We start from the raw sequence: 16,048 nt of genomic DNA on the forward strand, positions 1-16,048 counted from the left end.
CAGATGCGCAGATCTCGCAGCCGCCACGTTACCGTCAAATCCATATCGCGCGGGATCGGTCCAGGCCGATACCGCTGCGTTGGCCAACCTGCCGCCCCTGCCTACGCTCAGCAACTGGAGAGCGTAAGTGGCGGAGAGGGTGTCTACCAGACCACGCCTACAACATCATGAGATGCAGGCATTTTTCATCTCTTACTTGATAGGCCTTACATGGGCCCACCAATTTCATTTCGCTGCATCAAGCGAAAAAGCAATTTATTCGCGGTCCAACAGGAGCCACTCGCGGCTAACTCTCACACAGCCGGCACTGCGCGGTTGGCTGACGTCAACTGCGGATGGTCTGTGCCCTTGCCACGCGTCACAGGCGCTGGCGCCGGCATTTCCATGTCACGTCCGTCGGGGCAGCGGCGTCCCTGCCCTTCAGCCGCTCCAGACGCTTGCGCCGCTTCTCGAAGAATAGATCTCGTCGGGCCGCATAGGGATCCTCGCTCGCCTTTACCCGAGCCAGTTCGTCCTCCTGCTCCGCGCGGCGATCGAGCACGCGGTACACATTCGTGCCGATCAGATAGGGCCTGGAGCGGAAGGGGCCTCCCAACGCGAACGGCGAGGCCAACCGGTCCACCACGCCGCCGGCCAGATCGCGCACCGTGGTCGGCCCGATCAGGGGCACGAAGATGAACGGGCCATTCCCCACACAATAAACGCCGAGCGTGTCGGAGAAGCCGTTGGGTCGCCAGGGAAGATTGAACGGGCACCGTTTGGCGACGTCGATCACGCCGCCCAGACCAAGGGTCGAGTTAAGGGCAAAGCGACCTACCGTCTCGACGGCCTTGCCCGGCTTGAGCTGCAGCACATAGTTCACGAACACCACCGGTTCGCGTAAATTGTTCAGGAAGTTCCGGAAGCCGCTGCGGACCGGCTTGGGCACGACATGCTTGTAGGCGCGCGACGCCGGCGCGGTGATCGCGTCGTCGACCTTCTGGGTCAGCGCAAAGGAAATGGCGTTGACCCGTTCGAGCGGATCCCCCTTCGCATGCCGGTAGCTGGAGCTGACAATGATTTCGTTGGTCGCCTCCTCCTGCTGCGGGTCAGCTAGCGGTGACGGCACGTCCTGCGGGGGCTGTGCGGCCTGTCCAAGGCTGCTTCCGGCGAGGGCCAACGCCCCAACCGCGCTCGCGACGCTCATGCCTGCAATTCCCGAACGATCCGCGAAGCTCGCATCGACGTTTCTCCTTTTTTGGCCTTGTCGACAGGACGCCATGGGGAGAAGTTTCCGCAGTTGCGAAGAACCCGCCTCGCCTATTTTCGCAGCAGCGCCGAAAGCCCCGCGGCGCGGTCCGCGAACCAGGCATCGATATATCCGGCGCCGTGGTGCAGCGAGCCTCGGGCGAGTGCCAGTGCGATGCCGGTCCAGAACAGCGCGTGGAGGCCGGCGCCAAGTACCGGAAACTCGGACGCCGCTTCGACCGCCGCAGCGCCTTTCAGGTGCAGGACGATCAGCAGGATACCCAACAGGATGCCGGCGCCGCCCGGCCGCCTCTTCGGCGGCACCGCCAGCGCCACGGCGAAGACCGGTAGCAGCATGCAGAAAAAGGCACTCTCGATCCGCCCGGCCAGCGCCGCGGAAACCGGACGGTCCCTTCCGGTCTCTCCCGCCATGCCCGCGAGCAGCGCCGCTGAACCGAGCCGATCCATACGCTCCACTGCCCCCTTGGGCGGCAGCCCAGCCGTCCCCGGCAAGCGAACATGATAGCGATCGAACATTATCTTCTGCTCACGACCGTCCGGATGGCGGCGAAGCCAGTGGCCGTCGGCCAAGGTGAGCTCGAAATCCCCGTCCGGTGCAATCGATATGGTCGCCCGGGCGGCGGCAAGCACGTCGCTGGCACGCTGGACGAGGACATTCCCGAGTATACCGGGGCCGGCATCCTGCACGCGTTCGGCCACAAGCGTCGTGTCGCCGAGCTGCATGGCCTCGCCGGAGGCCAGATGAAGTCCGTGAAAGCCCCGGACGATCTCGAGCGATACACGATCGAGCGCGCTCTCTCCGGCTGGCTGCAGATCGAGGCGCACCGCGAGCAGGAGCAACGCCGAGAGCAGCGCAAGCAACATCGGCGCCGCCATATAGCGCCATGGGCTCATGCCCAGCGCCTCCAGCATCTGCCATTCGCCTCTCAGGCTCAACGCGCGGATCGCAAAGGCAACCGACAGGAAGGTCGCGACCGGAATGGCGATGCCCAGATATTCAGGAAGCAGCGTCGCCATGAGCTGTGCGAGGAGCAGTCCCGGCGCGTTGGTTCCCCGCACCGCGGTGGCAAGGCGGATCGCATTCTCGAGCGAGAGGATGGCAATGATCGTCAGCAGGACCAGCAGATAGGTGCGGGCGATCTCGCACGCGACATAGCGATCCAGCATCCGCAGCATGACTCAGGCGGCACGGCACGCGGGCGGATGCAGCCCGGCATAGGCCTGGAACAGCTCCTGGAAATGCCGGTCCATGGTCCTGGGGGCTTCGTTCAGTGAACTTGGTGTGGCGGCACCGTGGCCCTCCGCAAAAGCCGATATGGCATCGCGCAGCGCCTGCGCGTCGCCGGCGCGATAGCGTCGACTGGGGGAGCGGTCGGCATGATCGGCGGCCCCGCCACGATCTGGCACAATCACCGGCAGGCCGCTTGCCCTGGCTTCCGCCGCGACCATGCAAAAGGTCTCGGCTTCGCAGCCATGGACCAGCGCGTCCCCACTCGCCATCAGGCGGGCGAGCGCGGCCCGATCGCCGAGTGCCCCCGGTATCCGGATGTGCGGCGACCCGCCGGATCGGGCAATCAGCCGCCTGCGCAATCGTCCCTCCCCGACCAGCACCAGTCCCACCGGGCTCCGGGTCCCGGCGGAAAGCACCGCGTCGATCACCATGCCCCAGCGCTTCTCGGGAGCGTGGCGGCCTATTCCGAGCAACAGCGTGGCCGAAGGATCCAGCCCGCATTCCGCGAGCAGTTCCGCACGATATTCCGTGTCGCGGAGCCCGGGCGAGAAAAGTCCCGGCTCGACGCCCATCGGAATGGTGATCACCCCAGGCATTCCGCCACTGCTCAGGCGCACCGAGAGCTCCCCGCTCGCGCTCACGACCAGGTCATAGGCCTGGCCCAGCCGGCGAAGATGCCGCCAGAAGAAGTCGAAGCCGCGATCGATCGTCTGAATGCTCGCGACCGGCCCGAACCAGCGATAGGGATAGGCCGACAGCGGATCGGAATGCATCACCAGCGCGCGCGGCGCGGCGCCGTCCCAGCGCGCCACCATCGACGCGCTGCTCCAGGGCGAGGATGCCTCCACGAAATCGGGACGCCAGCGATCGAGCGCGCGGTGCAGCGCCTTCTCGTCGTCGAAATAGCGATAGCGCTGGTCGAGCGGAAAGCTGGGGGAGGCCAGCGTCTCGAGTACCGCGCCGCGGCCGCGCTGGACGATCGCATCGGTCTTGCCCGGGGCAAGCACGATGATCTCATGGCCCAGCGCGGCCGCAGCCGCCAGCTTCCGATCGACATAGGCACGCACCCCGCCGCCCCTGGGGGTGTAGAAGGCGCTGACATCGACGATCCTCATCTGGCGTCGATCCCGCCATCGGTGCGACCCGAGGTTGGCTGCCGCAGGACAGGGGTGGAATATGGTCGGTTCTTCATGGCTGCAGCAAGGACGCCGCGCGGGGCCGGCACCGCAGTCCGAAGCACATGAATTTTGTTCGGGCACCCCGCTTGCCCGGCACAAGGACATCGGGCAGACGACAGCCCGGAAGGAGCCGACCCATCCCCTCCCCTGCTTCCGGACTGACCCAACTCTACCAGGAATTGCGCGGCGAATTGCTGCGCTTCCTCGTCGCGCGCACGGGCAATCCGGCCGAGGCTGAGGATCTGCTCCAGGAGCTGTGGCTCCGCATCCGTGACGCCGCGCCCGGCCCGGTCGCCAATGGCCGCGCCTATCTTTATCGCGCAGCGCAGAACCTGATCCTCGACCGCCTTCGCGAGGCGCGCCGCCGCGAGGCACGCGACAAGGACTGGAGCGATACGCAGGCCGAGACGGTCCCCGGCGACCGGGTCGATCCCCAACCCCAGGCGCTCGACGCCTTGATCGGCCGCGAGGATGTCGAGGTATTGCGGGCTGCGATCGCGCAATTGCCGGAAGGCGCCGGCCGCGCCTTTCGTCTGCACAAGCTGGAGGGCCTGCCGCACGCGGAAGTGGCAGCGCGGCTGGGGATCAGCCGCAGCGGCGTGGAGAAACATATCGCAGTCGCGATGGCGCATCTGCGCCGCAGGCTGGAGAACTGAGGTGCTGGCGATGCGGCGGCGTCTCATGCGACAACAGGGATGGCAGCGGCGCACGCCGATGCCGGGAATTGGGCGATGAGCGAGGATATTCACGAGGTCGCGGCGCGCTGGCACACAGCACAGCTGAACGACGACATGGACTGGGACGGCTTCACCGCCTGGCTGGAAGCCGACCCGCGCCACCGGCTCGCCTATGACGAGATCGCCCTGCTCGACGCGCGAATCGACGATGTGCTGCCCGAGCTGGCGCAACCCATCGAAATGCCCTCGACACCCGCCCGCCGGTTGCCGCGCTGGGCGATCGGCTCGGGCATCGCTGCGGCCGCCGCAGTCGCCATTGCAGTCGGAATTGGCTTCCAGACAAGCCGGCCCGAGGCACCTGCGGCTCGGGAGTTCGCAAGCGCGGCGGGATCGACGCGTACGGTACAGGTGGCCGACGGCGTCACCGCGACGCTCGGTGCCGGCTCGCGGCTTAGCGCAGCTGCGACGGGCGCCTCGATGCGACTGCACGGCAGTGCCTTCTTCTCGATTCGCCACGACCCGACGCGCAGCGTCACGGTTGAAGTGGGCGGCTATCGAATCCGCGATGTCGGCACCCGCTTCACCGTCAACGCTGCGGACGGCGTGCTCAGCCTGTCCGTCGAGGAAGGCAAGGTCGCCCTTCAGTTGCCCGGGCAATCAACCGAGACAATCATCTCCGCGGGCCAGGAAGCGCTCGCACGCTCTGGCGCCGTTTCGCTGCGCCCGGTTCGTATCGCCAGCATCGCTTCCTGGCGGCAGGGACGCTTCGTCTATGATCAGGCCCCGCTGTCACTGGTCGCGGCAGACATCGCCCGCTACACGGGCCAGCCGGTCACGATCGCCGGTTCGGCCGCCAGCCGTTCCTTCTCGGGCGTGCTGGCACCGGGCGATCGCGCGGCAATGGTTTCCACCCTTACCCAATTGACGGGGCTGCATGCGGACAGCGATGGTCAGACGGTCCGGCTGGTCGATCGTACTGGCGGCTAGTGCCCTGTTGCCGGCGCCTGCCCAGGCGCGGGACGAACGCTTCGCGATCTCCCTGCCCGCCGGCAATCTAGCCGATACCCTGGAGGCGCTGGCAGCGCAGACGGGCATTTCGCTCGTTTACGAGACGCGCCTGCCTTCGGCCCGCAGCCAGGCGGTAAGAGGCCGGATGTCGGCGCGCGAAGCCCTCGACCGGGTGCTGCAGGGTACGTCAGTGCGGGCCATCCGGATCGGGGACCGGGCGTTCAGGATCGTGGCAAGGCCGCGTTCGGCACCCCATGCCGTATCCCGCCAGCCCGACGCATCGATGCAACCGGGCGAGGCGATCGTCGTCACCGCGCGCAAGCTGCCCGAGGCACTATCTTCCATTGCCGGATCGGTCGCGGTCTATGTTCCGCGAGATCCGGCCCGGCTCGACCGGGCGGTCCGCGCCGGCGATGTCGCGCGCGTGATCGAGGGGCTCAGCGTAGCCAATGGCGGCCCGGGGCGCGAACGGCCTTTCATCCGCGGCGTGGCCGACAGTCCGTTCAACGGCTTCAGCCAGTCCACCGTCAGCGTCCAGATCGATGAAGGCAGGGTCACCTATGACGCAGCCGAACCCGGCCTCTATCTTGCCGATATTGCCCAGATCGAAGTGCTGAAGGGCCCTCAGGGTCCACTCTACGGGACCGGCGCGCTCGGCGGCGTCTACCGGATCGTCACCAACCGGCCGGTGATCGGTTCCTTTTCAGGCAGTCTGGGTATCGGCGGCCAGGCAGTTGGCTCTGGCGGATTTGGCGCCAATGCCGAAGGCGTGCTCAACCTGCCCCTGGTCAGCGACCGCGCGGCGCTGCGGCTGGTCGGCTATGCCCGCAGCGACGCCGGCTGGATCGACGATGCGAACGGCCCCTCGAACGTCAATCGCACCCGTATCGCCGGCGGTCGCGCCGCACTGCGTGTCGCCCCGGCAACGGGATGGACCATCGATCTGATCGGCGCCTATCAATCGAGCCGGACCGCCGACAGCCAATATGTCGATCGCGACTATGAGGATCTGACGCGCGGCCTTACCCAGCGCGAGCCGCGCAGCGGTAGCTTCGGACTCGGCCAGGCAATCCTCGCAGGACCCATCGGCACGCTGCGCTTCACCGCGGTCACCAGCCACGCCTGGCAGCACCAGCGCGACGCCTTTGATGCGAGCGATGCGGCCGCGCAATTGGGTGTCCCCGGCGCGCTGCGCTACCGGGACAGTCGCGCCTATCGCGTCTTCGACCAGGAAGTACGGCTTGCGTCAGCGCCGGGAAGCACCTTCACCTGGACAACCGGGCTTTCCTATATCTCCGCCACCACGCGGGCGAACGGCGCAGTCGATAGCAGCAGCGGTACCGTGCCCGAATATTTCAGCCTGCACCGGCGTGTCACCGAGACCGCCTTCTTCGCCGATGGCGCCTATCCCATAACCCAGCGGCTGAAGCTGGCGATCGGCGCGCGGCTGTTCCGGGCGACGACGGAGGACGAGCGACAGGAAGAACTGGATGCGCAATCCGCCAACCATGCGGTGATCGGCTTCACGCCAAGCGCTTCGCTCTCCTATCATTTCGCGAATGACCGGCTGCTCTATATCCGCCTGGGCACTGCTTTCAGGCCGGGCGGCATCGACCCGGCGAACAACCGGACCGGACGCTATGATGGAGACGCGATGCAAAGCGTCGAGTTGGGCGGCCGGGCGACGCTCGCTAACGGGCGACTCGACCTCACCCTGGCCAGCTTCCAGGCGGACTGGCGCAGCGTCCAGTCCGATCATCTCGAGGACAATGGCCTGATCGCCACCCACAATGCCGGCGACGTGGCAATCCTGGGGCTGGAGGGCACCGCCGTTTGGCGCCCCGGCAGAGGCTGGCGCATACGCGGCGGCTTCACTGTCCAGCGTCCGAGGCTGGTCAATGCAGGCGACGGCTCGGACCTTCCCCAGGATCGTCGCCTACCGGTCGTGCCCGATCTTGCCGGCAATCTGGCGATCGAGCGTCCCATCCGGCTGTTCGGACACGCTTTCGCGCCTTATGCCGACGTCAGCTATGTCGGCCCTTCCCGCCTGAGCTTCGATGACGGGCTGGATCGTCGTATGGGCGGCTATGGACTGGTCAGGATCGGCACCACCACCGCCATCGGACCGTTCACCGTCGCGCTGGACCTGGACAATCTGCTCGACACGCGCGCGGACAGCTTCGCCTATGGCAACCCCTTCTCGATCCGAAGCGAGCGTCAGTACACACCGCTAAGGCCCCGCACGCTGGCGCTGGCGCTCTCGCGAAGTTTCTGAAAGAAATAATCCGGGCGCGGACTGCGGTACCCGCCGGCCGCGGCGTCTTGCCTGGGTGAGCAGATCCCCGACAAAGCCGCCCCGCCGGCTCCTCGCCTCGATCCACGACGTATCGCCACGCCACGAGGCCGCGGTCGACCAGTTGCTGGAGGAATTCGCCAGGGCGGGCGTCACGCGCCTGGCCATGCTCGTCGTGCCCGATTTCTGGCGCGAGGCGGAGATAAGGCGCGGTTCCCCCTACGCCACGCGCCTGCGGAACTGGGCCGAGGGCGGGGTCGAGATCTTCCTGCACGGCTATAGCCACCGCGACGAAACCGAGCACGCCAGCTGGCAGGACCGGGTCAAGGCGCGCCAGATGACGGCGGGCGAAGGCGAGTTCCTGGGGCTCGACGCGGAGGAAGCGGAACGCCGCATCCACGCGGGCCGCACCCTGATCGAGGACATCACCGGCAAGCCGATCGCAGGCTTCATCGCCCCGGCATGGCTCTATGGCGAAGGCACGCACGCGGCGATGAAGAACCTCGGCATTCCGCTTGCCGAGGATCATATGCGCGTCTGGGACCCTGTGGCCGGGCGCGTGCTGGTCAACACACCCGTGATCACCTGGGCGACCCGGACGCGCATGCGCATGCTCTCGTCTCTCGCCGTGGCGAGCGTCGCACGCACCATACCGTTGCCGCGGATCGTGCGCCTGGGCGTGCATCCGGGGGACGTGACCGTGCCGGCGACGCTGTCGAGCGTCCGCCGAACCGTCGCCAAGATCGCGCGGACCCATATGCCGAGCCACTATCGCGACATGGCAGGAGACCTGGCATGCGCGTCCTGACCTTCCTGCACAGTTTCGAGCTGGGGGGCGTAGAGCGGGTCGCACTGCGTCTGGTCCGACACTGGCGCGCGCTGGGCGCGGACGCCCCCCTCTTCCTGGGACGGGAGGACGGACCGCTACGCGAAGAGCTCGCCCAGGGGCTCGAATATGTCGTGCCGCCGCAGCCCGACATCGGCACCGCATGGTGGGAAACCTTCTGGATGATCGCGCGGCTGCCCGCCGAGATTCGCCGAACCCGGCCCGACGTGCTGTTCGTATCCGGCAGCACCTATACGATCGTCGCCGCCGCGATGACGTTGCGCTTCGGGAGGCACTGTCCGGCGATTGTCGTGAAGATCAGCAACGACCTCGCCCGCAACGACCTTCCGCCGCTGGCACGCTTCTTCTGGAAAATCTGGCTCGGCGTGCAGGCTCGCTTTGGCTGGACCTGGGTTATCATGGATGAGGCAATCGCAGAGGATCTCCCCGAGCGGATGAAGCGCACCTTCCGGGTGATCCATGATCCGGCGATAGAGCAGGCGCAGATGCGGACACCGGCGCCGCGGCGTCCGGGCGCGCCGCGCCGTTTCGTCGCGATAGGCCGTCTCACCGCGCAGAAGGATTATCCATTCATGCTGCGCGCCTTCGCGCGCGGTGCCGATGCCGATGAGACCCTGACGATCTATGGCGATGGCCCGGAGCGCGGCGCGCTGGAAGCCCTGGCCGAAACCCTTGGCATCGGAGAGCGGATCACCTTCGCAGGGCATGTGCCTGACGCTGCATCGCGGCTCAACGACTTCGACACGCTGCTGTTGTCGTCACGCTATGAAGGCGTACCGGCGGTGCTGGTGGAAGCCCTGGCCGCCGGGCTATCGATAGTCTCGACCGACAGCGGCTCGGGCGTCCGCAGCCTGCTCGGCCAGGGCCTGCACGGTGTCATCACGCCGCGCGACGAAACGGCACTGGCCGCCGCGATCCGCGACGCTGCGAGCGTACCGACACCACATGCCACCCGCCAGTCCCATGTCTATCGCTTCACCATCGAGCATTCGGGACAGACCTATCTCGATACCTTTGCCGATGCTGCCCGGCACGGAACCCGCGCCGATCCCACGCCCCATACCGAAGGTCTCGCATGGCCAGTTCCCCCAGTCCGATGAGCAGCCTCGCCGTCCAGCCCCCGCCTATTCGCCGCGTCGCTGCACCCACCCGCGAGTGGCTGCTGACCTTTGCCGGCCTGGGCCTTTCGGCAGCCATCCTGCTGGCAGTCCTGGCCCAGCTTGGCGGGATCGACCCGGCCCAATTCAGGGCAGCACCCACCAATATCTGGTTCTGGCTGTGCTTCGCCCTCGTCTACGCAAATGGCCCCCTGGCAGAATGGATCATCCTCCGTCGCCTGTGGGGCCTGCGCGTCGACGCGCTGCCGGCGCTGTTCCGCAAGCAGGTCGCGAACGAGATCGTCTTCGGCTATTCGGGCGAAGCGCAATTCTACCTCTGGGCGCGCCGTCGCCAGCAGCTCAAGGGATCGGTGTTCGGTACCTTGCGCGATGTTGCGGTGCTCTCCGCCCTGGCAGGTAATCTCGCCACGCTGGTGATGATGGCGATCAACGCACCGCTGCTCTACTCCGTCGCCGGCGGCACGCTCCTCAACAGCTTCGCCGCGTCGATCGCGGTCATTATCCTTTCCTCACTGGCAATCCTCTTGCTCCGGCGCACCGCCGCGCTCCTCACACTGTCGCGCCGGGATCTGGCAGTCACCTTCGCCCTCCATTCGCTGAGGATCGTGCTGGGCCTGATCCTGACCGCGCTCCTGTGGAAGCTTCTGCTGCCCGGTCTCTCCTGGACGATGCTGGTCGCCGTGGCGACGTTGCGCATGATGGTCCACCGCCTGCCGCTTGTCCCGGCCCGCGACGCCTTGCTCGCGCCGCTGACGCTGGCGCTGCTTGGCCCGGCGTCAGGCCTCGCAGCCGCCACCATGCTGGTCGCCGCGCTGACCCTCGTGACGCATATCGCAGTGGGGGCGCTGACCTCGATTGCCTCCTTCCTGCCAAGCGGGCGGGCGGCATCGTGAAGGCGCCCTGTCACAGTGCATTGAGTATCGGCACACTGGTTGTCGCGGCCCTCGCGGCAAGCGCGACCGCACAGGATCACGGCTTCGCCCAAGCACGCGCAGCAATGGTCGAGAGTATCCGGGCAGCGGTCCGTGCTGCTGCTCCCAGTGCGGACAATGCCGCCCTCGGCCGTGCCCTTTCCGCCGTCGGCGGCGTGCCGCGCGAAGCCTTTGTCTCGCCCGAACAACAAGCAGACGCCTATCGGGAGACGCCACTTCCCATCGGCTACGACCAGAGCATTTCCGATCCCTACACCGTTGCCGTGATGACCGCCGCCGCCGATCCGCGCCCAGGGGGCCGTGTCCTGGATATCGGTACGGGGTCGGGCTATCAGGCCGCCGTACTCGCCAGACTTTCAGCCCAGGTTTCCTCGATCGAGATAGTGCCCCAGCTCGCCGATCAGGCGCGGGCGCGTCTCGCCGGGCTGGGCTTCGCCAATGTCGAGGTCCGCACTGGCGACGGCTATGCCGGCTGGCCCGAGCGCGCCCCCTTCGATGCCATCATCGTGGCGGCCGGCGCAGCGCGGGTCCCCCAGCCTCTGCTCGACCAGCTCAGGATCGGCGGGCGGCTGGTCATGCCGATTGGCAGGAGTTGGGCAACCGAGCAGATACTCGTCATCACGCGCACGAGCGATACCGATTATCGGCGCTGCTCGCTCGGATGGTCGATGTTCGTGCCGCTAACCGGCCGCGGGGAACGGGCGCCCAATTCGAACGGGCTGTTCGAGAGGCTGCCCCTGTGCTTCGAGGATGAAGTAGCGCATCCCGACTTCGAGCCGGCGCCGCCCCGCTAGCCTGTCAGGGTTCGCGCAGGACGAAGGGGATCTCGACCAGGCCGCGAACCTCGACCGCCACGCCGCCCACCAGCATCGGCGACCAGCGCCATTTCCGGACCGCCGCGAGCGCCGCGTCATCGAGCCGGCGCACGCCACTGCTGTTGCTGACCGATATGGTCTTCACCCGACCGTCGGTGCCCACCAGCAGCGCGAGCACGACGACACCCTGCTCGCGCCTGCGCCGGGAATCGATCGGGTATCGCGGGGGCACTGCCGACAGGACGGTCGCCACCAGATCGCGGGCGACCGGAGCCCGCGGTGCCGGGGCTGGCGGCAGCGCAGATAGCGGACTGGGGCTGGGCGCCGGAAGTTCGGGTTGCGGCGGCGGTGGCACGGGGGTCGCGTCGACCACCGGGTCAGGCGGGTCGGGAAGGATGACCTGAGGGCGCGGGAGCGATATTTGGCGACGCGTCACCGGGCTGGGCGGGATCGGCGCCTGCTTCGGGACCGGCGGCGGTGGCGGTTGCAGATTGACATCGAATACCGCCAGGCGAGGTGCTTTTACCCGTTGGACCAGCATGGGCGCCGCCAGGGCGAAAATGAGCGCAGCAGCACAGCCCAGCGCGGCCACCGCACCCAGGGCGTGCCGGGCTCCGTCCGGCCGATAGCCGCTCATCGCGAATTGCTCCTGGCATCCAGGGCATAGATCCCGCGTCCGATCCTGCGCACGCGGCCAAGCCGCTGGGCACCCCAGACGACCCAGCGCGAGATGCCAAGCTTGTAGAAATGGCTGAGGTGCAGCGGACCATGCATCGCCAGCTCACGCAGGACGATTGCCTGCAGCCGCGATCTTGTTTCGAACGGCGTCGGGATCAACCCGCCCGCCACGGCCGACTGCGGCAAGCCGTGGTCCGACGGCACCCGTACCTCCGCCAGGCGCTGGACGAGTGCAGCCGCCCGCAGCTGGCTCGCCAAGCCCAGACGCAATCCCGCGGGCGCGAGCTGGCTTGCGCAATGAAAGACAGCCCGCTCCAGCCGCGCATCGGCACAGCGCACCGCCTCGGCCTCGATCCGGAGGCGTTGCGCCGTCGATAGCCATCCGATCAACGCCTGCTCGTCCACGCTCACCAGGACAGAACCCGGCAAGAGGATCCGAAATCATGCCGCAAGCGCATGGTCCCGTACCCGCGCAAAGGCGGCTAGAAGCTCAGGCCCGGCAATGGCCAACTCGCCGCCGCGCAGAAGCACGACGGCGAGGCGTTCCGATCGTTTGAGCTTGCCCAATTGGGCAGGCCCGAACTTCATCGCTCAGAACCTGACATTGAGCCCGGCCTTGAACGCACGCGGCGAGCCCGGCGTGAAGTTGGTGTTGCTGTGCGCGAACAGGAAATAGCGCTCGTTGAACAGGTTCTCGAGATTGACCTGCAGATCCACCGCCTCGCTCAGCCGGTAGTAGATCGCGCCATCGACCCGGGTGTAACCGGGCATGGAGACGGTGTTGTCCGTGCCCGAGAAGCGCTTGCCCTGATGGATCACGCCAATTGCAGCGCCCAGCGCCTCGGTCGGATCGAAGCGGGTCCACAGCGATGCTGCGTGCCTGGGCACATTGGCGACGACATTGCCCACCTTCACCGCGCCGGGCAGCGTGTCGCGGAAGGTCGGATCCGAATAGGTATAGGAGGCGACCATGCTGAGCTGATCGGTGATCTCGCCCTGCGCGCTCAGCTCGACCCCGCGATTGCGCTGCCGCCCGATCGGCACCTGCAACGACGAAGGGTCGTTGGGGTTGCTGAGCGCGAGCACGTTGCTGCGATCGAGCTGGAACACCGCCGCCGCCAGGTTGAAGCTGGGCACCACGTCCCATTTCGCACCGATCTCGTAATTGTCGTATTTCTCCGGCCGGAGCGCCGAGTTGGCCAGGCTGAGCCCGGTCAGCTGGTCGCCACCGCGCGGCAGATAGGTGCGCGAATAGCCGGCATAGATCGAGGCGTTCTCGGCGGGCTTGAACACCAGCGCGGCACGCGGCGACCAGAGATCGTTGGTGACATCGAAGGTCCGCGCGGCCCGCAGATCGGTAACCCTGGTGCGGAAATGCTCGAAGCGCACGCCGACGATGACGTCGAGGGCCGAGGACAGCGAGACCTGGTCCTGCACATAACCGGCGACGACTTCGGCGGTGCCCTTGTTCTGCGGGCTGGACGGCCCCTGCGCCCAGCGGATGTCCGGACGCCGGATCGTCGGGTTGGCAAGCGTGGCGTAAATGGTGGTCACGCCGCTGGCGTTGGTCGGCGTCGGGAAGAATCCTTCCTGCCGAAGATTGTCGGTCTTCTGGTGGCCATATTCGAACCCGGCGAGCAGCACATGCTCGATACCGCCGGTGGAAAACTCGGCGTTCAGATCGGTCTGGTTGATGAAGTTCCGGCGATTGGTCAGGTTGTTATAGCCCTGGATCGCAACGATCGTGCCCGCTGCATAGGTGCCAGCCGGCAAGCCCGCCGGATTGGTCATCGCCGCCGTATTGACCGCCGCCGGGAACACATTCTGATAGAATTTGTCGTAATCGGCATAGCGAGTGCGGTTGCGCAGCGTGATCGCGTCGCTGAAGCGATGCTCGATGTAGAGCGTCGCGGCATCGGTGTTGGTCCAGGTCGGGCTCTGCTCGGGATCGCCGAAGAACTGGCCGCGCGGGGTGTTCAGCGGTCTGCCAGCGTAGCTCGACACACCGCGATCGGCGACGCGGCTGTCCTCGAAATGCTCATAGCCGGCGGTGACCGTCGTCGCCTCGCCCAGCTTGAACGAGACCATCGGGTTGAAGCCCCAGCGGTTGTAGTTGACGCCGTCCCGGTAGCTGTCGCTGTCCTGGTAGACGCCCGTCAGCCGCACCGCTACCGCGCCGCTGAGCGGCGTGCCAAGGTCGAACTGGGCGCGCTTGTGCTCGAAGCTGCCGCCCTCAAGACGGAAGGCGCGGTGCGGCGTCCAGTCGGCAACCTTGGTGACACGGTTGATCACGCCACCGATGCCGCCGCGGCCGAAGATCATCGCGTTCGAGCCGCGGAAGACCTGGAGCTGCTCGATATTGTAGAGGTCGCGATAGGTCTGGACGTCGTCGCGCATGCCGTCGACGAAGAAGTCGCCGGTGGTGGTGTTGCCGCGCAGGATCAGCGTCTCGCGATTGCCCTCGCCCTGCGCCGAGAAGACGCCCGGTACATAGCGGATCGCGTCACCGATCGAGTTTGCCGCCTGGTCCTCGATCTGCTTGACCGTCACCACATTCACCGCCTGGGGCACGTCGATCAGCGGCGTATCGGTGCGCGTCGCGAAAGTGGTGCGGGTGACCTTGTAGGACGACTGCGCCTCGCTCTCGTCGATCGCCGTATCGGTGACCGTGACCGAGCCGAGCACCTTGCCGCTGCCCTGCTGGCTATCCTGGGCGTGCGCCGCAGTGGCACCGAGCACCAGGATAGCGGACGTGACGAGAAGGCCCGCGCGGAAGCGCGCAGGCGACATGGCATGCAACATGGGTGTCCCTCTTTTGCGATAGCTAATGCGAATTGATCGCAACAATTTCCGTTTAGCTGTCCGGCCGGGTCTGCCAACCGACAAACCGCAACATTGGGAACTTGTATAAAACTCCCCATCCGGCCCCAATTCAGGCCAACGGAGCAACATGGACGGATTGTATAGTCCGCGGAACCTCCACTCCACGACAGCGCGCTACCCGGACCGGGTCAACAATCCGGGTCTGCCATGCAACGCGCTTCCGTCTTTGGTCTTGCCATCCTCTCCCTCGCCCCCACTGGCTGCGGTGCCGGTTCGCCGAGCGCTCCCGCGTCCAAGGCAGCACATGCCGAACCGGTCGCGCACGAGACCGAACTGCTCAAGCTCACCCTGAGCCGACACGCTGAGGCAAGACTTGGCATCGCCACTGTCCAGATCGGAACCGGCAGCGCACAAGCAATGCGCGAGACGGGCGGCGAGATCGTCGCGCCCGCCTGGAATGGCGGCGTCCCCGCCGGCTCGGCGACCAACCTCGCCCAGCTTGGCACGCAGCAGGTCGCCGCCGACGGCGAAGTCGATCGCACCGTCGCCCAGTCCCGCCTCGCCCGCATCGCGCTGGCCCGCGCCGAGGCGCTGGTGCGCGAGGAAGCCGGCAGCGTGCGCGGCCGCGACGAAGCCGCCGCAGCCCTTGCCACCGCCCATGCCGCGGAGGAGACCGCGCGTCGCCAGCGGGCGATGCTCGGCCCCTCCATCGCCACGCTGGATGCACAGCCGCGCCTCTGGGTGCGCGTGATCGTCCCTGCCGCCGACCTGGCCGGACTGGCCCGGCGCGAAGCGGTGCAGGTCAGTCCGCTGGGCGGCCAGGGCACGGCCCGCACCGCTCTGCCCGTCACCGCGCCGCCCTCGGCCAACGCCCAGAACGCCACGGTCGACATCTACTATGCGCTGGACAATCGCGACCGAGCCTGGCGCGTCGGCCAGCGCGTCTCGGTGTCGCTGCCCATGGGGACGGGACCGCAGCAGGGCCTGACCGTTCCCACCGCTGCGATCGTGCGCGACATCTATGGTGGCGAATGGGTCTATCAGCGCACCGCGCCGGGCACTTATCTCCGCCGCAGGATCGAGATCGCCTCCAGCAGCGGCGGCAACGCGCTGGTCACACGCGGCCTCGCCCGCGGCGACGCGGTGGTGACGGATGGCGCCGCCGAGCTGTTCGGCACCGAATTCGGCGTGGCGCACTGA

14 protein-coding genes are annotated in these 16,048 nt (G+C 67.0%); 8 read left to right on the forward strand and 6 right to left on the reverse strand.

Translation table 11 applies throughout. From position 1 onward, the window contains the following. Nucleotides 1-358 precede the first annotated feature (358 nt). The 3 genes from GGR46_RS23415 to GGR46_RS23425 form a co-directional block, all read right to left on the reverse strand. Entirely contained in the window at nucleotides 359-1,186 is an 828-nt protein-coding gene (locus GGR46_RS23415) for an MlaA family lipoprotein (protein ID WP_184000503.1), read from the reverse strand. A 113-nt stretch (nucleotides 1,187-1,299) separates the two neighbouring features. After that, nucleotides 1,300-2,424, reverse strand: coding sequence for an LptF/LptG family permease (locus GGR46_RS23420; RefSeq protein WP_184000504.1), 1,125 nt, complete (start codon nucleotides 2,422-2,424; stop codon nucleotides 1,300-1,302). A gap of 3 nt (nucleotides 2,425-2,427) precedes the next feature. Further along, nucleotides 2,428-3,594, reverse strand: a complete 1,167-nt coding sequence (locus GGR46_RS23425; protein ID WP_184000505.1) for a glycosyltransferase — start codon at nucleotides 3,592-3,594, stop codon at nucleotides 2,428-2,430. A 149-nt stretch (nucleotides 3,595-3,743) separates the two neighbouring features. On the opposite strand from GGR46_RS23425, the gene GGR46_RS23430 reads away from it, so the two are divergent. The 7 genes from GGR46_RS23430 (at nucleotide 3,744) to GGR46_RS23460 (ending at nucleotide 11,326) form a co-directional block, all read left to right on the forward strand. After that, nucleotides 3,744-4,313, forward strand: a complete 570-nt coding sequence (locus GGR46_RS23430; protein WP_281396640.1) for an RNA polymerase sigma factor — start codon at nucleotides 3,744-3,746, stop codon at nucleotides 4,311-4,313. A 75-nt stretch (nucleotides 4,314-4,388) separates the two neighbouring features. Continuing rightward, a complete protein-coding gene (locus tag GGR46_RS23435) occupies nucleotides 4,389-5,321 on the forward strand; it encodes a FecR family protein (RefSeq protein WP_184000507.1) in 933 nt (310 codons plus the stop codon). Continuing rightward, entirely contained in the window at nucleotides 5,281-7,617 is a 2,337-nt protein-coding gene (locus GGR46_RS23440) for a TonB-dependent receptor (RefSeq protein ID WP_184000508.1), read from the forward strand. Before GGR46_RS23435 ends, GGR46_RS23440 begins: the two co-directional genes overlap by 41 nt. A 55-nt stretch (nucleotides 7,618-7,672) precedes the next feature. Continuing rightward, nucleotides 7,673-8,443, forward strand: coding sequence for a DUF2334 domain-containing protein (locus tag GGR46_RS23445; protein ID WP_184000509.1), 771 nt, complete (start codon nucleotides 7,673-7,675; stop codon nucleotides 8,441-8,443). Beyond that, a complete protein-coding gene (locus tag GGR46_RS23450) occupies nucleotides 8,431-9,582 on the forward strand; it encodes a glycosyltransferase (protein ID WP_246426334.1) in 1,152 nt (383 codons plus the stop codon). The genes GGR46_RS23445 and GGR46_RS23450 overlap by 13 nt, the downstream gene beginning before the upstream one ends. Beyond that, nucleotides 9,579-10,493 carry a hypothetical protein gene (locus GGR46_RS23455; protein ID WP_184000510.1) on the forward strand — a complete coding sequence of 305 codons (915 nt, stop codon included), beginning with the start codon at nucleotides 9,579-9,581 and terminating at the stop codon, nucleotides 10,491-10,493. The genes GGR46_RS23450 and GGR46_RS23455 overlap by 4 nt, the downstream gene beginning before the upstream one ends. Next, entirely contained in the window at nucleotides 10,490-11,326 is an 837-nt protein-coding gene (locus GGR46_RS23460) for a protein-L-isoaspartate(D-aspartate) O-methyltransferase (RefSeq protein WP_343058331.1), read from the forward strand. Before GGR46_RS23455 ends, GGR46_RS23460 begins: the two co-directional genes overlap by 4 nt. A gap of 4 nt (nucleotides 11,327-11,330) precedes the next feature. Here GGR46_RS23460 and GGR46_RS23465 read toward each other — a convergent pair whose 3' ends face one another. From GGR46_RS23465 to GGR46_RS23475, 3 genes are all read right to left on the reverse strand, one after another. Beyond that, entirely contained in the window at nucleotides 11,331-11,984 is a 654-nt protein-coding gene (locus GGR46_RS23465; RefSeq protein ID WP_184000511.1) for an energy transducer TonB, read from the reverse strand. After that, nucleotides 11,981-12,430 carry a hypothetical protein gene (locus GGR46_RS23470; RefSeq protein WP_184000512.1) on the reverse strand — a complete coding sequence of 150 codons (450 nt, stop codon included), beginning with the start codon at nucleotides 12,428-12,430 and terminating at the stop codon, nucleotides 11,981-11,983. The genes GGR46_RS23465 and GGR46_RS23470 overlap by 4 nt, the downstream gene beginning before the upstream one ends. Nucleotides 12,431-12,616: 186 nt before the next feature. Next, on the reverse strand, nucleotides 12,617-14,827 hold the full coding sequence (locus tag GGR46_RS23475; protein ID WP_184000513.1) for a TonB-dependent receptor: 2,211 nt from the start codon (nucleotides 14,825-14,827) through the stop codon (nucleotides 12,617-12,619). A 228-nt stretch (nucleotides 14,828-15,055) separates the two neighbouring features. On the opposite strand from GGR46_RS23475, the gene GGR46_RS23480 reads away from it, so the two are divergent. After that, nucleotides 15,056-16,048, forward strand: coding sequence for an efflux RND transporter periplasmic adaptor subunit (locus tag GGR46_RS23480; RefSeq protein WP_184000514.1), 993 nt, complete (start codon nucleotides 15,056-15,058; stop codon nucleotides 16,046-16,048).

This window comes from Sphingomonas kyeonggiensis (assembly GCF_014196745.1).
Lineage (GTDB): Bacteria > Pseudomonadota > Alphaproteobacteria > Sphingomonadales > Sphingomonadaceae > Sphingomonas > Sphingomonas kyeonggiensis.

What these genes read in the sequence shown, in the direction of transcription:
- GGR46_RS23415 (WP_184000503.1), bottom strand. Translation starts at nt 1,186, where the DNA reads ATGAGCGTCGCGAGCGCGGTTGGGGCGTTGGCCCTCGCCGGAAGCAGC.
- GGR46_RS23420 (WP_184000504.1), bottom strand. Translation starts at nt 2,424, where the DNA reads ATGCTGCGGATGCTGGATCGCTATGTCGCGTGCGAGATCGCCCGCACC.
- GGR46_RS23425 (WP_184000505.1), bottom strand. Translation starts at nt 3,594, where the DNA reads ATGAGGATCGTCGATGTCAGCGCCTTCTACACCCCCAGGGGCGGCGGG.
- GGR46_RS23435 (WP_184000507.1), top strand. Translation starts at nt 4,389, where the DNA reads ATGAGCGAGGATATTCACGAGGTCGCGGCGCGCTGGCACACAGCACAG.
- GGR46_RS23440 (WP_184000508.1), top strand. Translation starts at nt 5,281, where the DNA reads ATGGTCAGACGGTCCGGCTGGTCGATCGTACTGGCGGCTAGTGCCCTG.
- GGR46_RS23450 (WP_246426334.1), top strand. Translation starts at nt 8,431, where the DNA reads ATGCGCGTCCTGACCTTCCTGCACAGTTTCGAGCTGGGGGGCGTAGAG.
- GGR46_RS23455 (WP_184000510.1), top strand. Translation starts at nt 9,579, where the DNA reads ATGAGCAGCCTCGCCGTCCAGCCCCCGCCTATTCGCCGCGTCGCTGCA.
- GGR46_RS23465 (WP_184000511.1), bottom strand. Translation starts at nt 11,984, where the DNA reads ATGAGCGGCTATCGGCCGGACGGAGCCCGGCACGCCCTGGGTGCGGTG.
- GGR46_RS23475 (WP_184000513.1), bottom strand. Translation starts at nt 14,827, where the DNA reads ATGTTGCATGCCATGTCGCCTGCGCGCTTCCGCGCGGGCCTTCTCGTC.
- GGR46_RS23480 (WP_184000514.1), top strand. Translation starts at nt 15,056, where the DNA reads ATGCAACGCGCTTCCGTCTTTGGTCTTGCCATCCTCTCCCTCGCCCCC.